Source organism: Streptomyces sp. NPDC001530, assembly GCF_042894545.1.
Lineage (GTDB): Bacteria > Actinomycetota > Actinomycetes > Streptomycetales > Streptomycetaceae > Streptomyces.
Genome location: NZ_JBIAVS010000017.1, coordinates 174096 through 194162 on the forward strand (window position 1 = coordinate 174096; position 20067 = coordinate 194162).

Sequence of the window (20067 nt, forward strand, 5' to 3'; positions counted from 1 at the left end):
CGTCAGGCCGTCGGGGCCGCGGTCACCGCTCGGCGAAGACCGGCTGCCAGTCCTGCCGGGAGAAGTCCGTGGTGGGCGCGTGGGGACCGCTCAGCTGGACGAATGTGTCGCTGCCGATCGTGACCAGGACGAGCATGGGCCGGTACTCCCCCGGGCCCGGAGCCCGCTCATAGGCGATGAGCCGCTTGTCGTCCACCCAGGCGAGCAGCTCCGCGCCGCGCACCAGGGTGATCCGCTTGCCGGTACGGGGATCGACGATCTCGGAGTACGACGTGTCGGGGCGCTCCTTGGTCAGGCCGACCGCGGCGAGCCTGCCGTCCGGGGACAGCCGTGCGGCGACGTCCGACCGCAGGTGCTTCTCGTTCGCGGGCGCGGCGACCTCGTGGCCCGCGAGGTCGTAGAACTGCTGCATGCCGTCCCGGCCTCCGACGACGGCCGAATACACCAGCCTGCCGTCGCGGTTGAAGGCGAAGTCCTGGCGCGCGTTGATGTTGCGGTCGGCCGGGACGCTGCTCCAGGAACCCTTGCCGGAGGCCACGTCGAGGACGACGAAGCCGGTCCTGCTCGGCTTGTGGAAGCGTGGGATCCAGATGACGTCGGAGGGACCCTTCTGCTTGTCGCGCAGATCGGGGTTCTCGTCGTACGTCGTCGCGACGAGCTTCCTCCCGTCGCGCGAGAAGGCGAGCCCGCCGACCCCGTGGTCGACCGGGATCCACCGCTCGACCCTCCCGGTGGCGAGGTCGAGCAGCCCGATCCGCCGGGCGGGCAGACCCTGTTCCAGGACCGCGGCGGTCCGCATGCCGGGGGCGACGGCCACGTAGGACCACTTGGTGGTCTTCCGGTACCTGCCTGTCTCGGGGTCGAGCAGCCAGTAGGTGCGGACGGCGACGCCGACGTCGTCCGTCTTCTTGACGGTCTTCGCCGTGTAGTACGCGGCCAGCGCCACGTTCCCGGCCGAGATCAGGTCGCGCGGCGGCGACTGGTCGGGGTGCGCGTGGACCTCCTTGGAGTCCAGTACGCCCGACGGGCGCACGTCGTCCTTGCCGGAGCCCAGCAGCGGCACCGCCACCGCCATCGCGACCACGGCGGCCGTGGCGGCGGCGATGGACGCGATCCTGCGGGTGCGGCGGCGCCGGCGGACCGCCAGTACCCGGTCGGCGAATCCCGGTCCCACCGACGGCTCTTCGGCGGCCTGCTGCCGCAGGGAGTCGCGCACGAGTTCCTCGACGTTCACGAACGTACCTCCACGGGCGAGTAGTCACGGGACGGCTGCTCGGGGCCGACCATCCGGAGGGCGGCCAGTTCGGGCGCGAGGGTGCGCAGCCGGGCCAGGGAGCGGTGGGTGGTGGACCGTACGGTGCCGACCGAGCAGCCCAGCACGCGGGCCACGTCGGCCTCCGGCAGATCCTCGAAGTAGCGCAGCACGAGCACGGTGCGCTGCCGTGCCGTCAGCCGTGCGAGCGCGCCGCGCATCACGACGCGCAGTTCGGCGGCGGACAGGGCGTCCGCGCCGGGCGACGCCTCGGGCGGCTCGGCGACGCTCAGTTCCCGCCGGGGCCACTTCAGCCGCCAGCGGCTCACCTGCTGCCGGTACAGGATCTGCCGTACGTACGCCTCGGGCTCGTCGATGCGGTGCCATCGCCCCGCGGCCTTGATCAGGGCGTTCTGCAGCAGGTCCTCGGCGGCGTGCCGGTCCCCGCCGCTGAGCAGCACAGCCGTCTTCAGCAGCGCGGACGACCGGTTCGCCACGAACTCCCGAAAGCTCTCCTGCGCTTCGGCATCCATCGTCACCTTCTCTTCCCCGGCGGCCCCGGTGGCCCGCCCTGTGCCCCTTGTGACGCGCGTGCCCGCCCGCCGCTATGCCCCCGAGCCGGAACAAATTCCCGGCCTCCGCCACTCGGCCTCGCTTACGGTGGCCTGGTGAGCCGACCGCTGCTGTTCCTCGACGTCGACGGCCCCCTCAACCCGTGGGCCGCCCAGCCGGAGCGCCGGCCCGAGGGCTATACGACGATCCGGGTGGCCCTGATGCCCGGCAGGCCTCTGCGCGTCTGGCTCCACCCCGACCACGGCCGGGCACTCCTCGGCCTCGGCTACGACCTGTGCTGGGCCTCCACCTGGATGGACGCCGCAAACCGCTGGATCGCCCCCGTCATCGGCCTGCCCGAGCTGCCGTACGTCGACTTCACGGGCGCCCTGTTCGCCTACCGGCCCGACGGGGTGCACTGGAAGACGGAACGGATCGTGGCGTACGCGGAGGGCCGGCCCTTCGCCTGGGTGGACGACGAACAGAGTCCGGCCGACGACGCGTACGTGCGGGCCCACCATCCCGCGCCCGCGCTGCTCCATCACGTCAATCCCCGACTCGGCCTGCGCGAGGACGACTTCGAGCGGCTGGCGGAGTTCGCGGCGGCTCAGGTGGCGGAGCGGTAGCGCACTCCACGGAGCAGACGTGGTTGCAGCGGGCCCTCGGTCTGTGGGTGCACTGCGACGCCGCCGGGGTTGGCACGCGGTGGGGCGTTGTCGTCGGGAGGTGTGTCGCCCGGCGGTGCGTCAGCCGGAAGGGACGCTCCGGGGGCCGCCCCGGCCACCGGTGGGTGCCCGCAAGCCGAGCGCCCGCGCCCCTTGAGGGACGCGGGCGCTGTCACCGATCCGGCTCCGGCTGGGGAACCGCCTAGTTGTGGCTGTGCAGGACCTCGTTGAGGCCGCCCCAGACCGCGTTGTTCGGCCGTGCCTCCACCGCGCCGGTGACCGAGTTGCGGCGGAAGAGGATGTTCGAGGCGCCGGAGAGTTCGCGGGCCTTGACGATCTGCCCGTCGGGCATGGTCACGCGCGTACCGGCGGTGACGTACAGACCGGCTTCCACCACGCACTCGTCTCCGAGCGCGATGCCGACGCCCGCCTCGGCGCCGATGAGGCAGCGCTCGCCGACGGTGATGCGGACGTTGCCACCGCCGGAGAGGGTGCCCATGGTGGAGGCGCCGCCGCCGATGTCGGAACCGTCACCGACCACGACACCTGCGGAGATACGGCCCTCGATCATCGAGGTGCCGAGCGTGCCCGCGTTGAAGTTCACAAAGCCCTCGTGCATGACCGTCGTGCCCTCGGCGAGGTGCGCGCCGAGGCGGACCCGGTCGGCGTCGGCGATACGGACGCCCTTGGGCGCGACGTAGTCCGTCATGCGCGGGAACTTGTCGATGGACGTCACCTGGAGGTGCAGACCCTCCGCGCGGGCGTTCAGCCGGACCTTCTCGACGTCGTCGACGGCGACCGGGCCGAGCGAGGTCCAGGCGACGTTGGCGAGGTGGCCGAAGATGCCGTCCAGGCTCTGGCCGTGCGGCTTCACCAGCCGGTGCGAGAGCAGGTGCAGACGCAGATAGGTGTCGTGCGCGTCCAGCGGCTTGTCGTCGAGCGAGGCGATGACCGTACGGACCGCGACCACCTCGACGCCACGACGGGCGTCCGGGCCGAGGGCCTTCGCCGCGCCCTCGCCGAGCAGTTCCACGGCCCGCTCGGCGGACAGCCGCTCGGTACCGGCCGGACCGGGCTCGGCGGACAGCTCGGGAGCGGGGAACCAGGTGTCGAGAACAGTGCCGTCGGCGGTGAGGGTGGCAAGCCCGGCGGCGACGGCGCCGGTGGTACGAGAAGCAGTCGTGTCGGTCATGGGTGAAACCTAACTTGGCGGGGGCCGCCCGGGCGAACCGGTGCGCCGGCGTCTCACGTGCCGGGCGCACCGTACGGCTCCTGGCGGCGCCCCCTCCGAAAAGGTGCGGCTCAGGGCCGCTCGCCCTGCTTGGCTCAGGGCCGCTCGCCCTCCTTGTCGACGACCGCGGTCTCCAGGACGGCCTCGTTGTTCACGGCCTGCACCGACTTCCAGATACCGCCGCCGCGCCGCATGGTCCCCCAGCCGCTGAAGTGGTACGTCCGCGGGTCGAGGAGCAGCAGGTTCGGCATCCCGGACCGCGCCTGACCGGGCAGGTAGATGCCGATGGCCTCGCGGCCCGCGGCGTCCCTCGTCTCGACGGCGCGCAGGCCGGGAATGGTGGCCATGGTCCGGTACACCGTGGCCAGCCCGGTGGGCTCGATCACGGTGGCACGGGAGACGAGGCTGCTCAGCCCCGCGTAGTCGTGCGCGTCGCCCGGCTCGGCGCCCTTGTCCTCCACGAAGAAGGCGTCGACCTTCTTCTTCACCTGTTCCGGTGCCTCGGGCAGCTGGGCGAGGAAGGTGAAGGTCTCGCGCGGCGAGCGGTCGTCACCGGAGCGTCCGTTCTCGAACAGCGGGTCCACGTACTTGGCCCAGTGCTCCACCACGCGGGGCCCGCCCTTCTCCTCCCCCGGACCGTCCTCCTGCGCGTAGATCCGCAGAAGCTTCTGGTAGGTCCACTCGTTCGCGTGGACGCTCGGCACCGGGTCGTCCGCCACCGCGCCGGCGGCCTCGACGAGGATGTCCTTGGCGCTGCCCAGTTCGTATGTGTACGGGGGTCGTCCACCGGGGCTCGCGGCCCCGTCGTCGCCCGTGCCGAAGACCTGGCTGCCGATCACCGATGCCGCGGCGATCGCGGCCGCGGCTCCCACGGCGGCGAGTCGCCAGTCGGCTCGCGGTCGGCCGGGGCGGCGGCCGCGCGGGCGTCCACCGCGTGCCGCCTCGCGCAGCAGTCGGTCGCGTCCGGCGCCGAGGCGTGCCCGGGGCGGTGCGGGGGCGTCCGCGCGCAGTTCACGGAGCAGGGTCAGGTCGTCCATGGCTGGGCCACCTCCGTGGCGTCGAGGGTGAATGCGGGGTCGGCGCCGAGTGCCGAGCGGACCTTGCGGCGGGCGCGGTTGAGCCGGGAGCGGACCGTGCCGACGGGGATGCGGAGCGCCTCGGCGACCTCCGCGTACGTCAGATCGGCCCAGGCCACGAGCAGCAGGACGTGCCGGTCGCCCGCGGGCAGCGCGGCCAGTGCTCCGGCGAGCGGGGCGTGCGCCGACTGTGCGGTGACCCTGTCGTCGGCGAGGTCGGTCCAGGATTCGGCGACGGTGTCGTGCCCGGTGCGCGCGAGGGCGCGCAGCGCCCGTACCTCGGCACGGCGCTGCTTGCCGATGAGGTTGCCCGCGATGCCGTACAGCCACGGGCGGGCGTTGGGCCGGTCCGTGTCGTAGCGGGCCCGGGTGCGGAAGGCGATCAGGAACGTCTCCGCGGTGATGTCGTCCGCCGCCCCCGTACCGAGGCGGCGCGCCGCGTAGCGGTGGATGTCGGACGCGTAGCGGTCGTAGAGGCGCGCGAACAGTTCCGGCTGCTCCAACGACTGGGCGACGACCTCGGCGTCCCCTTCCGGGGAGGTCGAGGGTTCGGGGCGTGGCGGTGGTCCGGTCACGTGGTCTCCGTCGGCGTGGTCGGGGTGAGCATGTCACCCGCTGTTCCCCGATGGGGGCATGGAGGTTCACGGCCGACGGAGGCGTACGGGTCCGAGGCGTACGGGTCTGCGGCGCACGGGTCCGGTGACGTATAGGTCCACGGCGTAGGGGTCCGCCGCGCACTGCCGGCGGCCGTCGCCTTGAGCTCGTCGATCCGGCCGCAGCCGATCACCTCGCCGCAGTTGACGGCCTCGCCGCCATCGACGACCTCGCCGCGGTCGACGGCCTCGCCGCCATCGAGGACCGTCGGCTCCCAGGGCGACCCGCCCGGCACCGAGGCCGTGCTCAGCCGATGATCCGCGCCAGCGCCTCCCGCGCGTACGCCTCGTCGTACGGAGCGTCGGTGAGCAGCACCTGGAGGCAGATGCCGTCCATGAGGGCGACCAGGGCCCGCGCGGTGACCGGATCCGTGCGGTGGGACAGCAACTCGGCGAGGCCCTGGGCCCACTCGGCGGCGACGGGCCGCAGGGCGGGGCGGCGCAGGGCGGCGAGGTAGAGCTCGTATTCCAGCTCGACCCCGGTGCGGTCCCCCGCGAGCCACTCGCCCATCCAGTCGGCGAGTTCCTCGGCCAGGTCGGTTCGCGTGTCCTCCAGCCCGCCGCGCGCGGCGATCACCTTGGCGAAGCCCTCGTTCGCCTGGCGCAGGGCGGCGACCATCAGCTCGTCGAGGGTCGTGAAGTGGTACGTCGTGGAGCCGAGCGGGACGTCGGCCTCGGCGGCGACGGAGCGGTGGCTCAGCCCGGCGAGCCCCTTGGCGCCCACGACCCGGATCGCCGCGTCGATGATCCGCTGGCGCCGCTCGGGGTCGTACCGGCGCGGCATCAGTGCGCACCGCCCAGGTTCAGCAGCACGACCCCGCCGATGATCAGCGCGATCCCGGCGGCCTTCGCGACGGTGAGTCCCTCCCCGAGGAACACCATGCCGATCGCGGCGATGACGGCGGTGCCGACCCCGGCCCAGATCGCGTAGGCCGTGCCGACCGAGACGGTCTTGAGGGTCTGCGCGAGGAGCACGAAGGCGATCACGTATCCGAGCACGGTCAGCAGCGACGGCCACAGCCTGCTGAAGCCGTCGCTGTACTTCATGGAGGTGGTGGCCGCCACCTCCGCGGCGATGGCTCCGGCGAGCAGTACGTATCCCATGCGTACGAGTGTACACATCGATGTGTACGCCCGTACACAACACCGTCTCGCCCTCCCCATAGGCACCACTGGCCTCACCGGATATCGTTCGCGATCACAGTGGGGGCAGGAGTCGCAGGACTCCCTGAGCATCGGAGCGCAAGAGCGATGTCGGACAGGTCGGGGTGGGGACCATCGGGGCCGTACGGCGGCCCTCCCGGCGGCTGGGGCTGGGTGCCGGCACCCCCTCCGCCCAAGCCGGGTGTCATACCCCTGGCCCCGCTCGGCGTGGACACGGTCTTCGGCGGCGCCTTCGCCACGATGCGCCGGTACGCGAAGCCGCTGTTCGGGCTGGCCGTACTCACCTACCTCGTACTGGGCGTCCTGCTCGCGGGCGCGGCGGGCGTCGCGTACGCCGTCGTGGGCGACCATCTGCGCACCCTCTCCGAGGCACCCCGTGACGTGCGCTGGACCGACGCCCGGCCCGTCGTGGTGGCGTTCGTCGCCGTGTGGGCCTTCGGCATGGTGGCCATGCTGGTGGCCAACGCCCTCGTCCAGGCGTCCTGCGTGGCGACCCTGCACGACGCGGTGCTCGGCCGTCGGGCCACGCTCGCCCAGGTCTGGCGGCGCACCTGGCGACGCACCCCCTCGGTGCTCGGGGTGACGGTGCTGCTGAGCCTGATCGTGCTGGTGCCGATGCTGCTGTTCGCGCTGGTGTTCTTCGCGATGTTCCTGGCGCTGATCTCCCAGACGACCTCGGCGCCCTTGGGACTCATCTTCCTGCTCGCGCTGGTCATGGTGCCGTTGACGGTCTGGCTCTACGTCCTGTTCGGCTTCGCCCCGGCCGCCGCCGTACTGGAGGCGGCGCGCCCCATCCAGGCGATGCGGCGTTCGGTGCGGCTGGTGCGGGGCGCGTGGTGGCGCACGTTCGGCATCACGCTGCTCGGCGCGCTGGCCGTGCTGATCGTGTCGCTCGCGATCCGGTTGCCGCTCACCTTCGCCATGCCCAGTCCGCAGCCGTACGACCCGTCGGCGCCGCCGCCCACGGACATGGCGGACGCCTTCGCCCAAACCATGCCGGACCTGGGCGCCTACGCGGTGCTCTCGATGGCCGGAAGTTTCGTCGCCCAGCTGTTCGCGGTGGTGTTCCTGCCGCTGATCACGACCCTGCTCTACATCGACCAGCGCATCCGCAGGGAGGGGCTCGCGGACGTACTGCTGCGGGCGTCGGGATCGTCAGGATCGTCGGGGTCAGTCAACGAGTGACTTCTTGGGCCGCAGCACACAGAACTCGTTGCCCTCGGGGTCGGCGAGGACGACCCAGCTGACGTCCTCGCCCTGCCCCACCTCGGCCCGGCGCGCCCCGAGGGCGACGATGCTCCCCAAGCCTTCGGCCGGGGGGACCCCCATCTCGCTCCGCTCGCCTCGGCGGCCTGGTTGTCCGGCGTGAGGTCGATGTGGAGCCGGTTCTTGACGGTCTTGCGCTCGGCGACGGGCACGAAGCAGAGCCCGGGCAGGGCGTACTCGTCGGAACCGATGATGATCTCGTCCTCGGCCTCGAACAGCACGCGCCAGTCGAGGACTTGACACCAGAAGCGGGCCTGCGCGGGCAGGTCGTGCGCGTCGACGACGAGGTGGTAGAGGGAGACAGCCATGGACGGCAGTCTCCTCCGGGGCCCGCGGTCCCGCCACCGCTCGCCCGGCACAGGGAGTCCACTCTCCCGGCACAGCCGAAGAATTCCAGCGTGCCGTGCGTGTGCCGGTGCTCCCCCAAGTAGCCGCACACAGTGCGCAGTTGACCCTCGGGGTCGGCCACCAGATCTTCGAAGCGCAGCTCCGGTCCCGGAGCGGGTACAGCCGAGGACGAAGACAGATCGCACAGAATCAGACACGCCGCCGCGCTGCCGCGACCCGATGCGCCGGATCTGGGATCGCGCCGAGAACGCCGTGTGAACCTGCCCGTGCCCGACGTCGGGCGGCATGCACGGCCGCCGAGGGCGAGTTCCCTTGGATCACTGAGGGAAACGGTGCTCAGAACTCACCATGTCCACTACTGTTTCACCAGTCGCGCACATGGCGTCCACGGCCACCGCCGTTCCATGTGCCTGCGCCTCCCCCCTTTTCTCTTGTGCGAGGAACGCGCATGCCAGAAACAACGCCCGAGTCCGGGCCCGAGCACGACCAGCCCTCCCCCTCCACGGAGATGGTGCCTTGGCGCCCGCGCCCGCACGGCACTCCCTACCCCGTGCAGACGGACTTCGCCCCGGAACCACCGGCGCCGTGGGAGGCCGGCCCGGTCACGGACGAGGGTCGGCTGCCCGGCACACGGCGGCTCTGGCTGGCCGGCGGGCTCGCGGTGGCGGTACTCATCGCCGCCGCGACCGCAATCGCCGTACAGAACAACGATACTGACGCCTCATCACGAAATCAGGCGAACGAGACCACCTCCGACACGGGCATCCTGTTCCCGCCCGATCCGTCCGCCGCGGCCACCGACACGACCGTGGCCCCGACGGGCAAGAGCGCGCTGTCCTCGCCGCAGTCGTCCCCCTCTGCCGCGCAGGGGTCCGCCTCGCCCAACCCCTCGGGTCAGGGTTCCGACGACCGGCCCCTCCCCGGTCCGTCGAAGTCCGCCTCGGCCGGCAAGTCCCCCTCGTCCAAGCCGGCTTCCTCACGGAAGTCGATCCAGTCGGTCAACTACCCCGACCGCTACTGGCACGTGAGCGACGGCTTCGTCCGGCTCGACCCGGTGGCTTCGGGCAGCTCGACCACGACCCGGCAGGGTGCCAGCTTCACCGTGGTCAAGGGACTCGCGGACTCCTCCTGTTACTCCTTCACCACCGCCGATGGCGGCTACCTCCGTCACCGCAACTTCTTCCTGCGCGCCGACCGCGACGACGGCTCCGGCCTCTTCGAGAAGGACGCCACCTTCTGCCCCCGGACGTCCTCGTACTCCGGCGCCGTCATGCTGGAGTCGGTCAACTACCCGGGCCGCTATCTGCGCCACCGCAACTTCCAGCTCCGCCTGGACCCGTACGACAACAGCCAGTTGTACCGGGCGGACTCGGCGTTCCGTGTGGTGAAGGGCTGGGCCTGAGCCCGGACACAGAAGTGGGCGACACCCCTGGGGTGTCGCCCACTTCGAAGTACAGAGGACTCAGACGTTGAACCCGAGGGCCCGAAGCTGCTCGCGCCCATCGTCCGTGATCTTGTCCGGGCCCCACGGCGGCATCCAGACCCAGTTGATGCGGAGCTCGCTCACGAGGCCGTCCGTGGCGGACTTGGCCTGGTCCTCGATGACGTCGGTGAGCGGACAGGCCGCGGACGTCAGGGTCATGTCGATCGTCGCGATGTTCGCGTCGTCGATGTGAATGCCGTAGATCAGGCCGAGGTTGACGACGTCGATGCCCAGCTCGGGGTCGACGACGTCGTACAGCGCCTCACGGATCTCCTCCTCCGAGGCCGGCTTCGTCAGGGTCTCGTTCTCGCTCATGCCGTCTTCCTCTCGGCGCTCTCGCCCAGAGCCTGGGCCGTCGCGTCCTTCCACGCCATCCAGCTCAGGAGGGCGCACTTGACCCGGGCCGGGTACTTGGAGACACCGGCGAACGCGACCGCGTCCTCCAGCACCTCCTCCATCGCGTCGTCCGGCTCGATCCGGCCCTTGGACTGCATCAGCTCCAGGAAGGCCTCCTGGATCTTCTGCGCCTCGGCCAGCTCCTTGCCGACCAGGAGGTCGTTCAGCACGGAGGCGCTCGCCTGGCTGATCGAGCAGCCCTGGCCCTCGTACGAGATGTCCGCGATCTGCTCGCCGTCGTACTTCACGCGCAGCGTGATCTCGTCGCCGCACGTCGGGTTGACGTGGTGCACCTCGGCATCGCCATCCCGCAAGCCCCGCCCGTGCGGGTGCTTGTAGTGGTCCAGGATGACTTCCTGGTACATCGAATCAAGCTTCACGTCTCAGCCAGCCCCTCAGCCGAAGAAGTTCCGGACGTGCTCCAAGCCGTCGATCAGCGCGTCGATCTCGGCCGGCGTGGAGTACAGATAGAACGACGCTCGCGTGGTCGCAGGAATTCCGTAGCGGAGGCAGACCGGACGGGCGCAGTGGTGGCCGACCCGGACCGCGATGCCCTGCTCGTCGAGCACCTGGCCCACGTCGTGCGGGTGGATGTCACCCAGCGTGAACGAGATCGCGGCGCCGCGGTCCTCGGCCGTGGTCGGGCCGATGATCCTGAGGTCGGGGACCTCCGCGAGCCGCTTCACCGCGTACTCGGTGAGCGCGTGCTCATGGGCGAGGATCTTGTCCATGCCGATCGCGCTCAGGTAGTCGATCGCCGCGCCCAGGCCGACCGCCTGCGCGATCGGGGGCGTACCGGCCTCGAACTTGTGCGGCGCGGGAGCGTACGTCGACGAGTGCATCGACACGGTCTCGATCATCTCGCCGCCGCCGAGGAACGGAGGCAGGTCCTCCAGCAGCTCCTGACGGCCCCAGAGGACGCCGATGCCGGTCGGGCCGCACATCTTGTGGCCGGTGAAGGCCACGAAGTCGGCCTGGAGGGCCTGGACGTCCAGCGGCATGTGCGGCGCGGCCTGCGAGGCGTCGATGCAGACCAGCGCACCGACCTCCTGCGCGCGGCGCACTATCGCCTCGACCGGGTTGACCGTGCCCAGGATGTTCGACACCAGCACGAAGGAGACGATCTTCGTCTTCTCGGTGATGATCTCGTCGATGTTGGACAGGTCGAGGCGGCCGTCGTCGGTCAGGCCGAACCACTTCAGCTTCGCGCCGGTGCGCTGCGACAGCAGCTGCCACGGAACGATGTTGGAGTGGTGCTCCATCTCCGTGATGACGATCTCGGTCTCGTGGTCGACCCGGTAGGGCTCGTCGGCCCAGCCCAGCATGTTGGCCACGAGGTTGAGCGATTCGGAGGCGTTCTTGGTGAAGATCACCTCGTCGCGGCTGGGCGCGTTGATGAACGCGGCGACCTTGTCGCGCGCGCCCTCGTACATCGCCGTGGCCTCCTCGGCGAGCACATGCACACCGCGGTGGACGTTGGCGTTGTAGCGCTCGTAGTACTCACTGAGGGCGTCCAGCACCTGGCGCGGCTTCTGCGAGGTCGCCGCATTGTCCAGGTACACAAGCTTCTTGCCGTCGTGGACCAGCCGGTCCAGTACGGGGAAGTCCTTGCGGATCGCCTCGGTGTCGAGGAGGCCCGGCAGCTGTGTCACGCGGATACGCCACCCTTCGTGTCGACTTCGTCGAGCTTCGCATAAGCCTCGTAGCCCTCGTCCTCCAGCTTGTCGGCGAGCTCGGCGCCGCCGGACTCCACGATCCGACCAGCGGAGAAGACGTGGACGAAGTCGGGCTTGATGTAGCGCAGGATGCGCGTGTAGTGGGTGATGAGCAGGGTGCCCACCTCGCCGGTCTCGCGGACGCGGTTGACGCCCTCGGAGACGATGCGCAGGGCGTCGACGTCCAGACCGGAGTCCGTCTCGTCGAGGATCGCGACCTTCGGCTTGAGGAGCTCCAGCTGGAGGATCTCGTGGCGCTTCTTCTCACCGCCGGAGAAGCCCTCGTTCACATTGCGCTCGGCGAAGGCCGGGTCCATGTTGAGGCGCTCCATGGCCTCCTTGACCTCCTTCACCCAGGTACGCAGCTTGGGGGCCTCGCCGCGGATGGCCGTGGCGGACGTACGGAGGAAGTTGGAGACCGAGACGCCGGGGACCTCGACCGGGTACTGCATCGCCAGGAACAGGCCCGCGCGGGCGCGCTCGTCGACGGACATCTCCAGGACGTCCTCGCCGTCGAGGGTGACGGTGCCGCCGGTGATCGTGTACTTCGGGTGGCCCGCGAGCGAGTAGGCGAGGGTCGACTTGCCGGAGCCGTTGGGGCCCATGATGGCGTGCGTCTCGCCCTGCTTCACGGTCAGGTCGACGCCCTTGAGGATCTCCTTCGTGGCGTTGTCGGCCTCGACGGTGACGTGCAGGTCGTGGATTTCAAGCGTTGCCATGGGTTCCTCAGGACTCCTGGGTGAGGGAGACGAGCACGTCGTCCCCTTCGATCTTTACGGGGTAAACGGGGACGGGGCGCGTCGCGGGAAGGCCGGACGGCTTGCCGGTGCGGAGGTCGAAGCTGGAGCCGTGCAGCCAGCACTCGATCTGGCAGTCCTCCACCTCGCCCTCGGAGAGCGAGACGTTCGCGTGGGAGCAGATGTCGTAGATGGCGAACACCTCGCCCTCGGTCTTCACGACCGAGACCGGCGTGCCGTCGAGTTCCACCCGCTTCGGGGTGTCCTCCTCCAGCTCGCTCAGCCCACAGACGCGTACGAAGGTGGTCATCAGACCGACGCCTCCAGCTCCTCGTCGATCTTCACGAGAAGGCGCTCTTCGATGTCGTCCACGCCGATCTGCTGGACCAGCTCGGCGAAGAAGCCGCGGACCACCAGACGGCGGGCCTCGTCGGCCGGGATGCCGCGGGCCATCAGGTAGAAGAGCTGCTCGTCGTCGAAGCGGCCGGTCGCCGAGGCGTGACCCGCGCCGACGATCTCGCCGGTCTCGATCTCCAGGTTCGGCACGGAGTCGACCCGGGCGCCGTCGGTCAGAACCAGGTTCCGGTTCATCTCGTAGGTGTCCGTGCCCTCGGCCTTGGCCTCGATGAGGACGTCGCCGATCCACACCGCGTGCGCGTCCTGGCCCTGCAGCGCGCCCTTGTAGGCGACGTTGGACTTGCAGTGCGGGGTGTTGTGGTCGACGAAGAGGCGGTGCTCCTGGTGCTGAGCCGCGTCCGTGAAGTACAGGCCGAAGAGCTCGGCCTCGCCACCGGTGCCGGCGTAGGAGACGCGCGGGTGGAGGCGTACCAGGTCGCCGCCGAAGGTGACCACGAACGACTTGAAGGTGGCGTCCCGGCCGATCTGCGCGTTGTGCTGGCCCACGTGCACGGCCTTGTCGTCCCAGTCCTGGACGGAGACGACGGTGAGCTTGGCGCCGTCGCCCAAGATGTAGTCGACGTTGGCGGCGAGCACGGCGTCACCGGTGTGGTCGATGACGACGACGGCCTCGGCGAAGGCTCCGAGCTCCACGACCTGGTGGCCGTAGGCGACCCCGCCCTCGCCGTGCACGGCGATGCGGATCGGCTCGGTGAGCACCGCCTCCTTGGGGACGGTGACGACACCGGCCTTCTCGAACGCCGAGTAGGCCTGGGCGGCGATGCGGTCCACCGGGGTGCCGGCCTTGCCCAGCCGGGCGTCGTCGCGGCCGACGGTCTCGACGATGACGCCCTCGGGCGCCTCGATCTCGACCTTCACGCCGTCGCCGGTGGCGACCGCGGTGCCGTCGTGCAGCCCGCGCAGGCGCTCCAGCGGGGTGAACCGCCACTCCTCCTCGCGGCCGTGGGGGACGGGGAAGTCCGCCACGTCGAAGGACGGGGGCGCGCTCATGCGCGTGGCGACGGTCGACTCGGCGGCCACCGCGATCTGGCCGGCGGTGGTGGACCCCACCGGGATGTTCTGAGCCTCAGCCATGGCTGTCGGTCTGCTCTCTTTCCTACGTCAGGCGGTGAAATCCGGGGGACTCCCCCGGACCCCCGGTGCTAGCTGGTTCCGGAAGGCGGGTCTTAACCGACCGCGCCTTCCATCTGCAGCTCGATCAGCCGGTTGAGCTCAAGGGCGTACTCCATGGGCAGTTCCTTGGCGATCGGCTCGACGAAGCCGCGCACGATCATCGCCATCGCCTCGAACTCGGTCATGCCCCGGCTCATCAGGTAGAAGAGCTGGTCGTCGCTGACCTTGGAGACGGTCGCCTCGTGGCCCATGGACACGTCGTCCTCGCGGACGTCGACGTACGGGTACGTGTCGGAGCGGGAGATGGTGTCGACGAGCAGCGCGTCGCACAGCACGTTCGACTTGGATCCGGCAGCGCCTTCGCCGATCTCGACCAGACCGCGGTAGGACGTACGGCCGCCGCCACGCGCCACGGACTTCGACACGATGTTCGAGGACGTGTTCGGCGCCATGTGGACCATCTTGGAGCCGGCGTCCTGGTGCTGGCCCTCGCCCGCGAAGGCGATGGACAGGGTCTCGCCCTTGGCGTGCTCGCCCATCAGGTAGACGGCCGGGTACTTCATGGTGACCTTGGAGCCGATGTTGCCGTCGATCCACTCCATGGTCGCGCCCTCGTACGCCACGGCGCGCTTGGTGACCAGGTTGTAGACGTTGTTCGACCAGTTCTGGATGGTCGTGTAACGGCAGCGGGCGCCCTTCTTCACGATGATCTCGACGACCGCGGAGTGCAGGGAGTCCGACTTGTAGATCGGGGCCGTACAACCCTCGACGTAGTGGACGTAGGCGTCCTCGTCGACGATGATCAGCGTCCGCTCGAACTGGCCCATGTTCTCCGTGTTGATGCGGAAGTAGGCCTGGAGCGGGATCTCGACGTGCACGCCCTTCGGCACGTAGATGAACGAGCCACCGGACCACACGGCGGTGTTCAGCGAGGCGAACTTGTTGTCACCGACCGGGATGACGGTGCCGAAGTACTCCTTGAAGAGCTCCGGGTGCTCCTTCAGAGCGGTGTCGGTGTCCAGGAAGATGACGCCCTGCTCCTCCAGGTCCTCGCGGATCTGGTGGTAGACGACCTCGGACTCGTACTGGGCCGCGACACCGGCGACGAGGCGCTGCTTCTCCGCCTCGGGGATGCCGAGCTTGTCGTACGTGTTCTTGATGTCCTCGGGCAGGTCCTCCCAGGACTCCGCCTGCTTCTCCGTGGAGCGTACGAAGTACTTGATGTTGTCGAAGTCGATGCCCGACAGGTCCGAGCCCCAGTTCGGCATGGGCTTCTTCTCGAACAGGCGCAGGCCCTTGAGGCGGAGCTTGGTCATCCACTCCGGCTCGCTCTTCTTCGCGGAGATGTCCCGGACGACGTCCTCGTTGATGCCGCGCTTGGCAGAGGCACCGGCCACGTCGGAGTCGGCCCAGCCGTATTCGTAATTGCCCAGACCCTCGAGCTCGGGGTGGGCAGTCTCCTCGATGGGGAGCGTCATGCGGGGTTCCTCCCGGCGGTACTTGCAGATGCGTTATGGGTGGTCTTGGGGATAAACGTGGTGCATACGCCGTCGCCGTGGGCGATGGTGGCCAGCCGCTGGACATGGGTGCCGAGGAGCTGGGAGAAGATCTCGGTCTCCGCCTCGCACAGCTGCGGGAACTGCTCGGCGACATGGGCGACCGGGCAGTGGTGCTGGCAGAGCTGCTCGCCGACCGGTGCGCTACGCGCCGTAGCAGCGTACCCGTCCGTACTCAAGGCCTTGGCCAGGGCTTCGGTGCGCTTCTCGGGGGCGGCGGCCTCGACGGCCCTGCGGTACGCCTCGGCCTGGGCGGCCATCCTGGCGCGGGCGAAGGCGACGACGGCCTCGTCCCCGCCCTCGTGCGAGGCGATCCAGCGCAGGGCGTCGGCGGCGAGCTTGTCGTAGGACTGGTCGAAGGCGTCCCGGCCGCAGTCGGTCAGGGCGAACACCTTGGCGGGACGGCCGCGCGTACGCGCTCCGTAGACCCGCTGCTCCCGCGCCTCCACGACATCGTCGGCGACGAGCGCGTCCAGGTGTCGACGTACGGCGGCCTGCGTCAGTCCCAGCCGCCCGGCGAGGTCGGAAACGGTCGAGGGGCCGTGGTCCAGGATGGACCGCGCGACCCGGTTGCGCGTCGAGCGCTCCCCGGTCGCGAGTTCCTCCTGCGGAGCCTCGCCAACGTTTTTCACAACGCCATTGTTGCGTAATTCCTCAGGGCCTGACAAGCGGCGTCCTGAGGGGTGGACGGTGCGGTGCATCACTTAGGTATGCCTAAGATGACCTGCGGAAACGACTTTGATCGATCAATTCAGTGGCGCCCGGCCAGCCTCTCGGGGAGACTGCCGAACCATGCCCACACCCCCTCCGACCGGCCCACTCGTCACTCGGGAGGCCCTCGCCGAGCAGCTCCTCTCGCTGGGCGTACGGCCAGGAGAAACGCTTCTCGTGCACTCCTCCCTCAGCGCCCTCGGCTGGGTCAACGGCGGCCCCGTCGCCGTCGTCCAGGGACTGCTCGACGCACTCGGTCCCGACGGCACCCTGGTGGTCCCGACGCAGTCCGGCGACCTCTCCGATCCGGCCTTGTGGAACAACCCGCCGGTACCCGAGGAGTGGTGGTCGACCATTCGGGCGACGATGCCGGCGTACGACCCCCGTGTGACGCCCTCGCGGGGCGTCGGCGTGATCCCGGAGACCGTACGGAACTGGCCCGGCGCCCTGCGCAGCGCGCACCCGCAGACCTCGTTCGCGGCGCTCGGCCCGCGCGCGGCGTTGATCGTCGAGGGCCACGCGGTCGACTGCCGCCTCGGTGAGCGCAGCCCGCTCGCCCGTCTGGAGGCGGACGGCGCCCGGATCCTGCTGCTCGGCGCGGGCTACGACACCTGCACCAGCTTCCACCTGGCCGAGTACCGCATACCGTCGCCCGTCGTGGACGTCGGACGCCCGTCCCCGACCGGCTGGGAAGTGGTGCGGGAGGTGTCGATCACCTCCGAGCTGTTCGCGGAGCTGGGCTCCGACTTCGAACGGGACCGTCCCGTCGTCCGGGGCACGGTGGGCGCGGCCGACGCACGGCTGTTCCCGGTGGCCGACGCGGTGGCGTACGCGGAGCGCTGGCTCGCGCTGCACCGGCCACGGGACCTGTACGTGGATGCGGGACCCGGCGCCCGCGAGCCGCGACGGCGTCCTTAGACTTGCGCCTCATGCGAAGCGAGCCCGTGGTCCAGGTCCAGGCCCTGGTGAAGCGGTACGGCACGAAGACCGCGGTGAACGGCCTCGACCTGGTGGCCAAGGTGGGCATCACCGCCGTACTCGGACCCAATGGCGCGGGCAAGACGACCACGGTCGAGACCTGCGAGGGCTACCGGAGACCGGACGCGGGCACGGTGCGCGTCCTGGGCCTCGACCCGGTCCGCGAGGCCGCCGCGCTGCGCCCCCGCATCGGTGTGATGCTCCAGTCCGGAGGCGTCTACTCGGGCGCGCGGGCGGACGAAATGCTCCGCCATGTCGCCAAGCTCCACGCCCACCCGCTGGACGTGGACACGCTCATCGAACGGCTCGGCCTCGACAGCTGCGGCCGGACGACCTACCGGCGCCTGTCCGGCGGCCAGCAGCAGCGCCTCGCGCTGGCGATGGCCGTGGTCGGCCGCCCCGAACTGGTCTTCCTCGACGAGCCGACCGCCGGACTCGACCCGCAGGCCCGCCGCGCCACCTGGGACCTGGTCCGCGATCTGCGCACCGACGGCGTCTCCGTCATCCTCACCACGCACTACATGGACGAGGCCGAGCAGCTCGCCGACGACGTCGCGATCATCGACGCGGGCAAGGTCATCGCCCAGGGCTCCCCCGAGGAGCTGTGCCGCGGCGGCGCCGAGAACACCCTGCGGTTCACCGGGCGCCCGGGCCTCGATGTGGGATCCCTGCTGAAGGCCCTGCCGGCCGACTGCACGGCGGCCGAGCTGACGCCGGGCGCCTACCGGGTGGGCGGCAAGGTCGACCCGCAGCTGCTGGCGACGGTCACGTCCTGGTGCGCGCAGCACGGCGTGATGCCGGAGAAGATCTCGGTCGAACGCCACACACTCGAAGACGTCTTCCTGGAACTCACGGGCAAGGAGCTGCGTTCGTGACCACCGCCGCCGCCACGTACACCCCGAAGCCGGGTGCGGCCCCGCTGTCCCGCATGATCGGCGCGCAGGCCGCCCTCGAAACGAAGATGCTGCTCCGCAACGGCGAGCAGCTCTTGTTGACGGTCGTCATCCCGACCCTGCTGCTGGTGCTGTTCAGCTCCGTCGACATCATCGACACCGGTGCGGGCAAGACGGTCGACTTCCTGGCCCCCGGCATCCTCGCGCTCGCCGTGATGTCGACGGCGTTCACGGGCCAGGCGATCGCGACGGGCTTCGAGCGGCGGTACGGCGTCCTGAAGCGGCTGGCCGCCTCCCCGCTCCCCCGCTGGGGCCTGATGACCGCGAAGACGGCGTCCGTGCTGGTCACGGAGGCCCTCCAGGTCGTCCTGCTGACAGTGATCGCCTTCGCGCTGGGCTGGTCTCCGCAGGGCAACCCGCTGGCCGTGCTGCTGTTGCTGGTTCTGGGGACGGCCACGTTCTCGGGCCTCGGCCTGCTGATGGCGGGCACGCTCAAGGCGGAGGCCACACTGGCCGCCGCCAACCTGGTCTTCCTGCTGCTCCTGGTCGGCGGCGGCGTGATCGTCCCGATGGACAAGTTCCCCTCCGGCGCCCAGGACGTCCTCGGCCTGCTGCCCATCTCGGCGCTCTCGGACGGGCTGCGGGATGTCCTCCAGCACGGCGCAGGGATGCCGTGGGGCGACCTCGGGATCCTGGCCGTGTGGGCGGTCGTGGGGCTGGCGGCCGCGGGACGGTTCTTCCGCTGGGAGTAGCGATGTGCCGAGGTGCGGGGGCCTCGTGAAGGCGTGCACAAGCGGCCCCCTACGATGGTGGGCGTGCCAAACGTGACCCCAGCCGACGCCCTGCGCGCGGTGCGCAACCCGCTCGTCTTCATCGCCGAACGCTGGACCCCGACTCCCCGGACGGTGCAGCGCGCGGCCCTCGCCGCGCTCGTCATGTCGGTGGTCATCGTGGTCACCGGCGGCGCCGTGCGGCTGACCGGCTCGGGTCTCGGCTGCCCGACCTGGCCCGAGTGCACCGACGGCTCGCTCACCCCCACCAGCGCGATGGACTTCCACGGCGCCATCGAGTTCGGCAACCGCATGCTGACGTACGTGCTGTGCGCGGCGGTCGGCTGGGCGATCATCGCCGCGCGCTCGGAGAAGCCCCGGCGACGGAGCCTCACCCGGCTGGGCTGGGCCCAGTTCTGGATCGTCATGAGCAACGCGATCCTCGGCGGCATCGTCGTCCTGGTCGGCCTCAACCCGTACACGGTCGCCGCGCACTTCCTGCTCTCCACCGCGCTCATCACCGTCGCGACGCTCATGTGGCAGCGCACCCGCGAGGGCGACACCCAGCCGCGTCCGCTGGTCGGCACGTCGGTGCAGCAGCTGGTCTGGTTCCTGGTCTCCGCCGCGGTCCTGCTGATCGCGGTCGGCACGGTCGTCACCGGCTCGGGCCCGCACGCGGGCGACTCGAGCAAGGTCGAACGCATGCCGCTGGACTGGGAGACCGTCAGTAAGCTGCACGCCGTGCTCGCCTGGATCGTGGTGACGCTGACCTTCGCCCTGTGGTTCGTCCTCAAGGCGGTCGACGCCCCCAAGGGTCCGCTGGACCGCACCCGCGACCTGTTCCTGGTCCTCCTCTCCCAGGGCGTCATCGGCTACGTCCAGTACTTCACGGACCTCCCCGAGGCCCTGGTCGGCCTCCACATGTTCGGATCCTGCCTGGTGTGGATCGCGGTCCTCCGCGTCCTGCTGGCACTGCGCGAACGCCCGGACGTCGTGGCGGATCTGCCGGGCCCTTCGACGGAATCGACGCTCACGCGCGCGTGAGGCTTTTCGTGGACCACGCGCGCGTGCCTCATGCGTACGTGTTCGTG

23 protein-coding genes and 1 pseudogene are annotated in these 20067 nt (G+C 70.2%); 7 read left to right on the forward strand and 17 right to left on the reverse strand.

The annotated features are described in order from the left end of the window. Window positions 1–22 precede the first annotated feature (22 nt). Both ACFY0T_RS32795 and ACFY0T_RS32800 read right to left on the reverse strand, forming a co-directional pair. A complete protein-coding gene (locus ACFY0T_RS32795; RefSeq protein WP_388878669.1) occupies window positions 23–1234 on the reverse strand; it encodes a WD40 repeat domain-containing protein in 1212 nt (403 codons plus the stop codon). Continuing rightward, entirely contained in the window at window positions 1231–1785 is a 555-nt protein-coding gene (locus tag ACFY0T_RS32800; RefSeq protein WP_388878672.1) for a SigE family RNA polymerase sigma factor, read from the reverse strand. Before ACFY0T_RS32800 ends, ACFY0T_RS32795 begins: the two co-directional genes overlap by 4 nt. Window positions 1786–1920: 135 nt before the next feature. Between ACFY0T_RS32800 and ACFY0T_RS32805 the strand changes: the two genes are divergently transcribed. After that, the gene (locus ACFY0T_RS32805) at window positions 1921–2430 is read left to right on the forward strand and encodes a hypothetical protein (protein ID WP_388878675.1); all 510 of its coding nucleotides are present in this window, start codon (window positions 1921–1923) and stop codon (window positions 2428–2430) included. Between the two features lie 241 nt (window positions 2431–2671). On the opposite strand, the gene dapD is transcribed toward ACFY0T_RS32805, so the two are convergent. From dapD to ACFY0T_RS32835, 6 genes are all read right to left on the reverse strand, one after another. Then, window positions 2672–3661, reverse strand: a complete 990-nt coding sequence (gene dapD / locus ACFY0T_RS32810; RefSeq protein WP_388878678.1) for a 2,3,4,5-tetrahydropyridine-2,6-dicarboxylate N-succinyltransferase — start codon at window positions 3659–3661, stop codon at window positions 2672–2674. Between the two features lie 134 nt (window positions 3662–3795). Further along, the gene (locus tag ACFY0T_RS32815; RefSeq protein ID WP_388878681.1) at window positions 3796–4737 is read right to left on the reverse strand and encodes a CU044_5270 family protein; all 942 of its coding nucleotides are present in this window, start codon (window positions 4735–4737) and stop codon (window positions 3796–3798) included. After that, complete coding sequence (locus tag ACFY0T_RS32820) at window positions 4725–5351, reverse strand: RNA polymerase sigma factor (RefSeq protein ID WP_388878684.1); 627 nt, start codon at window positions 5349–5351, stop codon at window positions 4725–4727. The genes ACFY0T_RS32815 and ACFY0T_RS32820 overlap by 13 nt, the downstream gene beginning before the upstream one ends. Next, complete coding sequence (locus ACFY0T_RS32825; protein WP_388878687.1) at window positions 5348–5665, reverse strand: hypothetical protein; 318 nt, start codon at window positions 5663–5665, stop codon at window positions 5348–5350. Before ACFY0T_RS32825 ends, ACFY0T_RS32820 begins: the two co-directional genes overlap by 4 nt. Before the next feature lie 11 nt (window positions 5666–5676). Beyond that, window positions 5677–6213: a TetR/AcrR family transcriptional regulator gene (locus ACFY0T_RS32830; protein WP_388878690.1), complete on the reverse strand. Its 537-nt coding sequence runs from the start codon at window positions 6211–6213 to the stop codon at window positions 5677–5679. Then, window positions 6213–6533: a DMT family transporter gene (locus ACFY0T_RS32835; RefSeq protein ID WP_388878693.1), complete on the reverse strand. Its 321-nt coding sequence runs from the start codon at window positions 6531–6533 to the stop codon at window positions 6213–6215. Before ACFY0T_RS32835 ends, ACFY0T_RS32830 begins: the two co-directional genes overlap by 1 nt. A 147-nt stretch (window positions 6534–6680) precedes the next feature. Here ACFY0T_RS32835 and ACFY0T_RS32840 point away from each other — a divergent pair, with 147 nt between their 5' ends. After that, window positions 6681–7778 (forward strand): oxidoreductase, encoded by a 1098-nt coding sequence (locus ACFY0T_RS32840; RefSeq protein ID WP_388878696.1) that lies wholly within the window; start codon window positions 6681–6683, stop codon window positions 7776–7778. On the opposite strand, the pseudogene ACFY0T_RS32845 reads toward ACFY0T_RS32840, so the two are convergent. Further along, window positions 7764–8167, reverse strand: a pseudogene (locus tag ACFY0T_RS32845) (VOC family protein). The gene ACFY0T_RS32840 and the pseudogene ACFY0T_RS32845 overlap by 15 nt on opposite strands. A gap of 488 nt (window positions 8168–8655) precedes the next feature. Between ACFY0T_RS32845 and ACFY0T_RS32850 the strand changes: the two are divergent. Further along, a complete protein-coding gene (locus ACFY0T_RS32850) occupies window positions 8656–9609 on the forward strand; it encodes an AbfB domain-containing protein (protein WP_388878699.1) in 954 nt (317 codons plus the stop codon). A 60-nt stretch (window positions 9610–9669) separates the two neighbouring features. Here the strand turns inward: ACFY0T_RS32850 and ACFY0T_RS32855 are convergent, their stop codons facing one another. The 8 genes from ACFY0T_RS32855 to ACFY0T_RS32890 form a co-directional block, all read right to left on the reverse strand. Beyond that, window positions 9670–10005: a metal-sulfur cluster assembly factor gene (locus tag ACFY0T_RS32855; RefSeq protein WP_388878702.1), complete on the reverse strand. Its 336-nt coding sequence runs from the start codon at window positions 10003–10005 to the stop codon at window positions 9670–9672. Next, window positions 10002–10466, reverse strand: a complete 465-nt coding sequence (gene sufU / locus ACFY0T_RS32860) for a Fe-S cluster assembly sulfur transfer protein SufU (RefSeq protein ID WP_388878705.1) — start codon at window positions 10464–10466, stop codon at window positions 10002–10004. Before sufU ends, ACFY0T_RS32855 begins: the two co-directional genes overlap by 4 nt. 15 nt (window positions 10467–10481) lie before the next feature. Then, window positions 10482–11738 (reverse strand): cysteine desulfurase, encoded by a 1257-nt coding sequence (locus tag ACFY0T_RS32865; protein ID WP_388878708.1) that lies wholly within the window; start codon window positions 11736–11738, stop codon window positions 10482–10484. Then, on the reverse strand, window positions 11735–12520 hold the full coding sequence (sufC, locus tag ACFY0T_RS32870; RefSeq protein WP_388878711.1) for a Fe-S cluster assembly ATPase SufC: 786 nt from the start codon (window positions 12518–12520) through the stop codon (window positions 11735–11737). Before sufC ends, ACFY0T_RS32865 begins: the two co-directional genes overlap by 4 nt. 7 nt (window positions 12521–12527) lie before the next feature. Then, entirely contained in the window at window positions 12528–12848 is a 321-nt protein-coding gene (locus tag ACFY0T_RS32875; RefSeq protein WP_023551624.1) for a non-heme iron oxygenase ferredoxin subunit, read from the reverse strand. Then, window positions 12848–14029, reverse strand: a complete 1182-nt coding sequence (sufD, locus tag ACFY0T_RS32880; RefSeq protein WP_388878715.1) for a Fe-S cluster assembly protein SufD — start codon at window positions 14027–14029, stop codon at window positions 12848–12850. The genes ACFY0T_RS32875 and sufD overlap by 1 nt, the downstream gene beginning before the upstream one ends. 92 nt (window positions 14030–14121) lie before the next feature. After that, window positions 14122–15546, reverse strand: a complete 1425-nt coding sequence (gene sufB / locus ACFY0T_RS32885; RefSeq protein ID WP_388878718.1) for a Fe-S cluster assembly protein SufB — start codon at window positions 15544–15546, stop codon at window positions 14122–14124. Then, window positions 15543–16256 carry a helix-turn-helix transcriptional regulator gene (locus ACFY0T_RS32890; RefSeq protein WP_388878721.1) on the reverse strand — a complete coding sequence of 238 codons (714 nt, stop codon included), beginning with the start codon at window positions 16254–16256 and terminating at the stop codon, window positions 15543–15545. Before ACFY0T_RS32890 ends, sufB begins: the two co-directional genes overlap by 4 nt. A gap of 160 nt (window positions 16257–16416) precedes the next feature. On the opposite strand from ACFY0T_RS32890, the gene ACFY0T_RS32895 reads away from it, so the two are divergent. Genes ACFY0T_RS32895 through ACFY0T_RS32910 form a run of 4 tightly spaced genes read left to right on the forward strand, consistent with a single transcriptional unit; the run spans window position 16417 to window position 20020 of the window. After that, window positions 16417–17253: an aminoglycoside N(3)-acetyltransferase gene (locus ACFY0T_RS32895; protein ID WP_388878723.1), complete on the forward strand. Its 837-nt coding sequence runs from the start codon at window positions 16417–16419 to the stop codon at window positions 17251–17253. A gap of 11 nt (window positions 17254–17264) precedes the next feature. Next, window positions 17265–18188: an ABC transporter ATP-binding protein gene (locus ACFY0T_RS32900; RefSeq protein ID WP_388878725.1), complete on the forward strand. Its 924-nt coding sequence runs from the start codon at window positions 17265–17267 to the stop codon at window positions 18186–18188. A gap of 53 nt (window positions 18189–18241) precedes the next feature. Then, a complete protein-coding gene (locus ACFY0T_RS32905; RefSeq protein ID WP_388878861.1) occupies window positions 18242–18958 on the forward strand; it encodes an ABC transporter permease in 717 nt (238 codons plus the stop codon). A gap of 54 nt (window positions 18959–19012) precedes the next feature. Beyond that, window positions 19013–20020 (forward strand): heme A synthase, encoded by a 1008-nt coding sequence (locus ACFY0T_RS32910; protein WP_388878727.1) that lies wholly within the window; start codon window positions 19013–19015, stop codon window positions 20018–20020. Window positions 20021–20067: the final 47 nt, after the last annotated feature.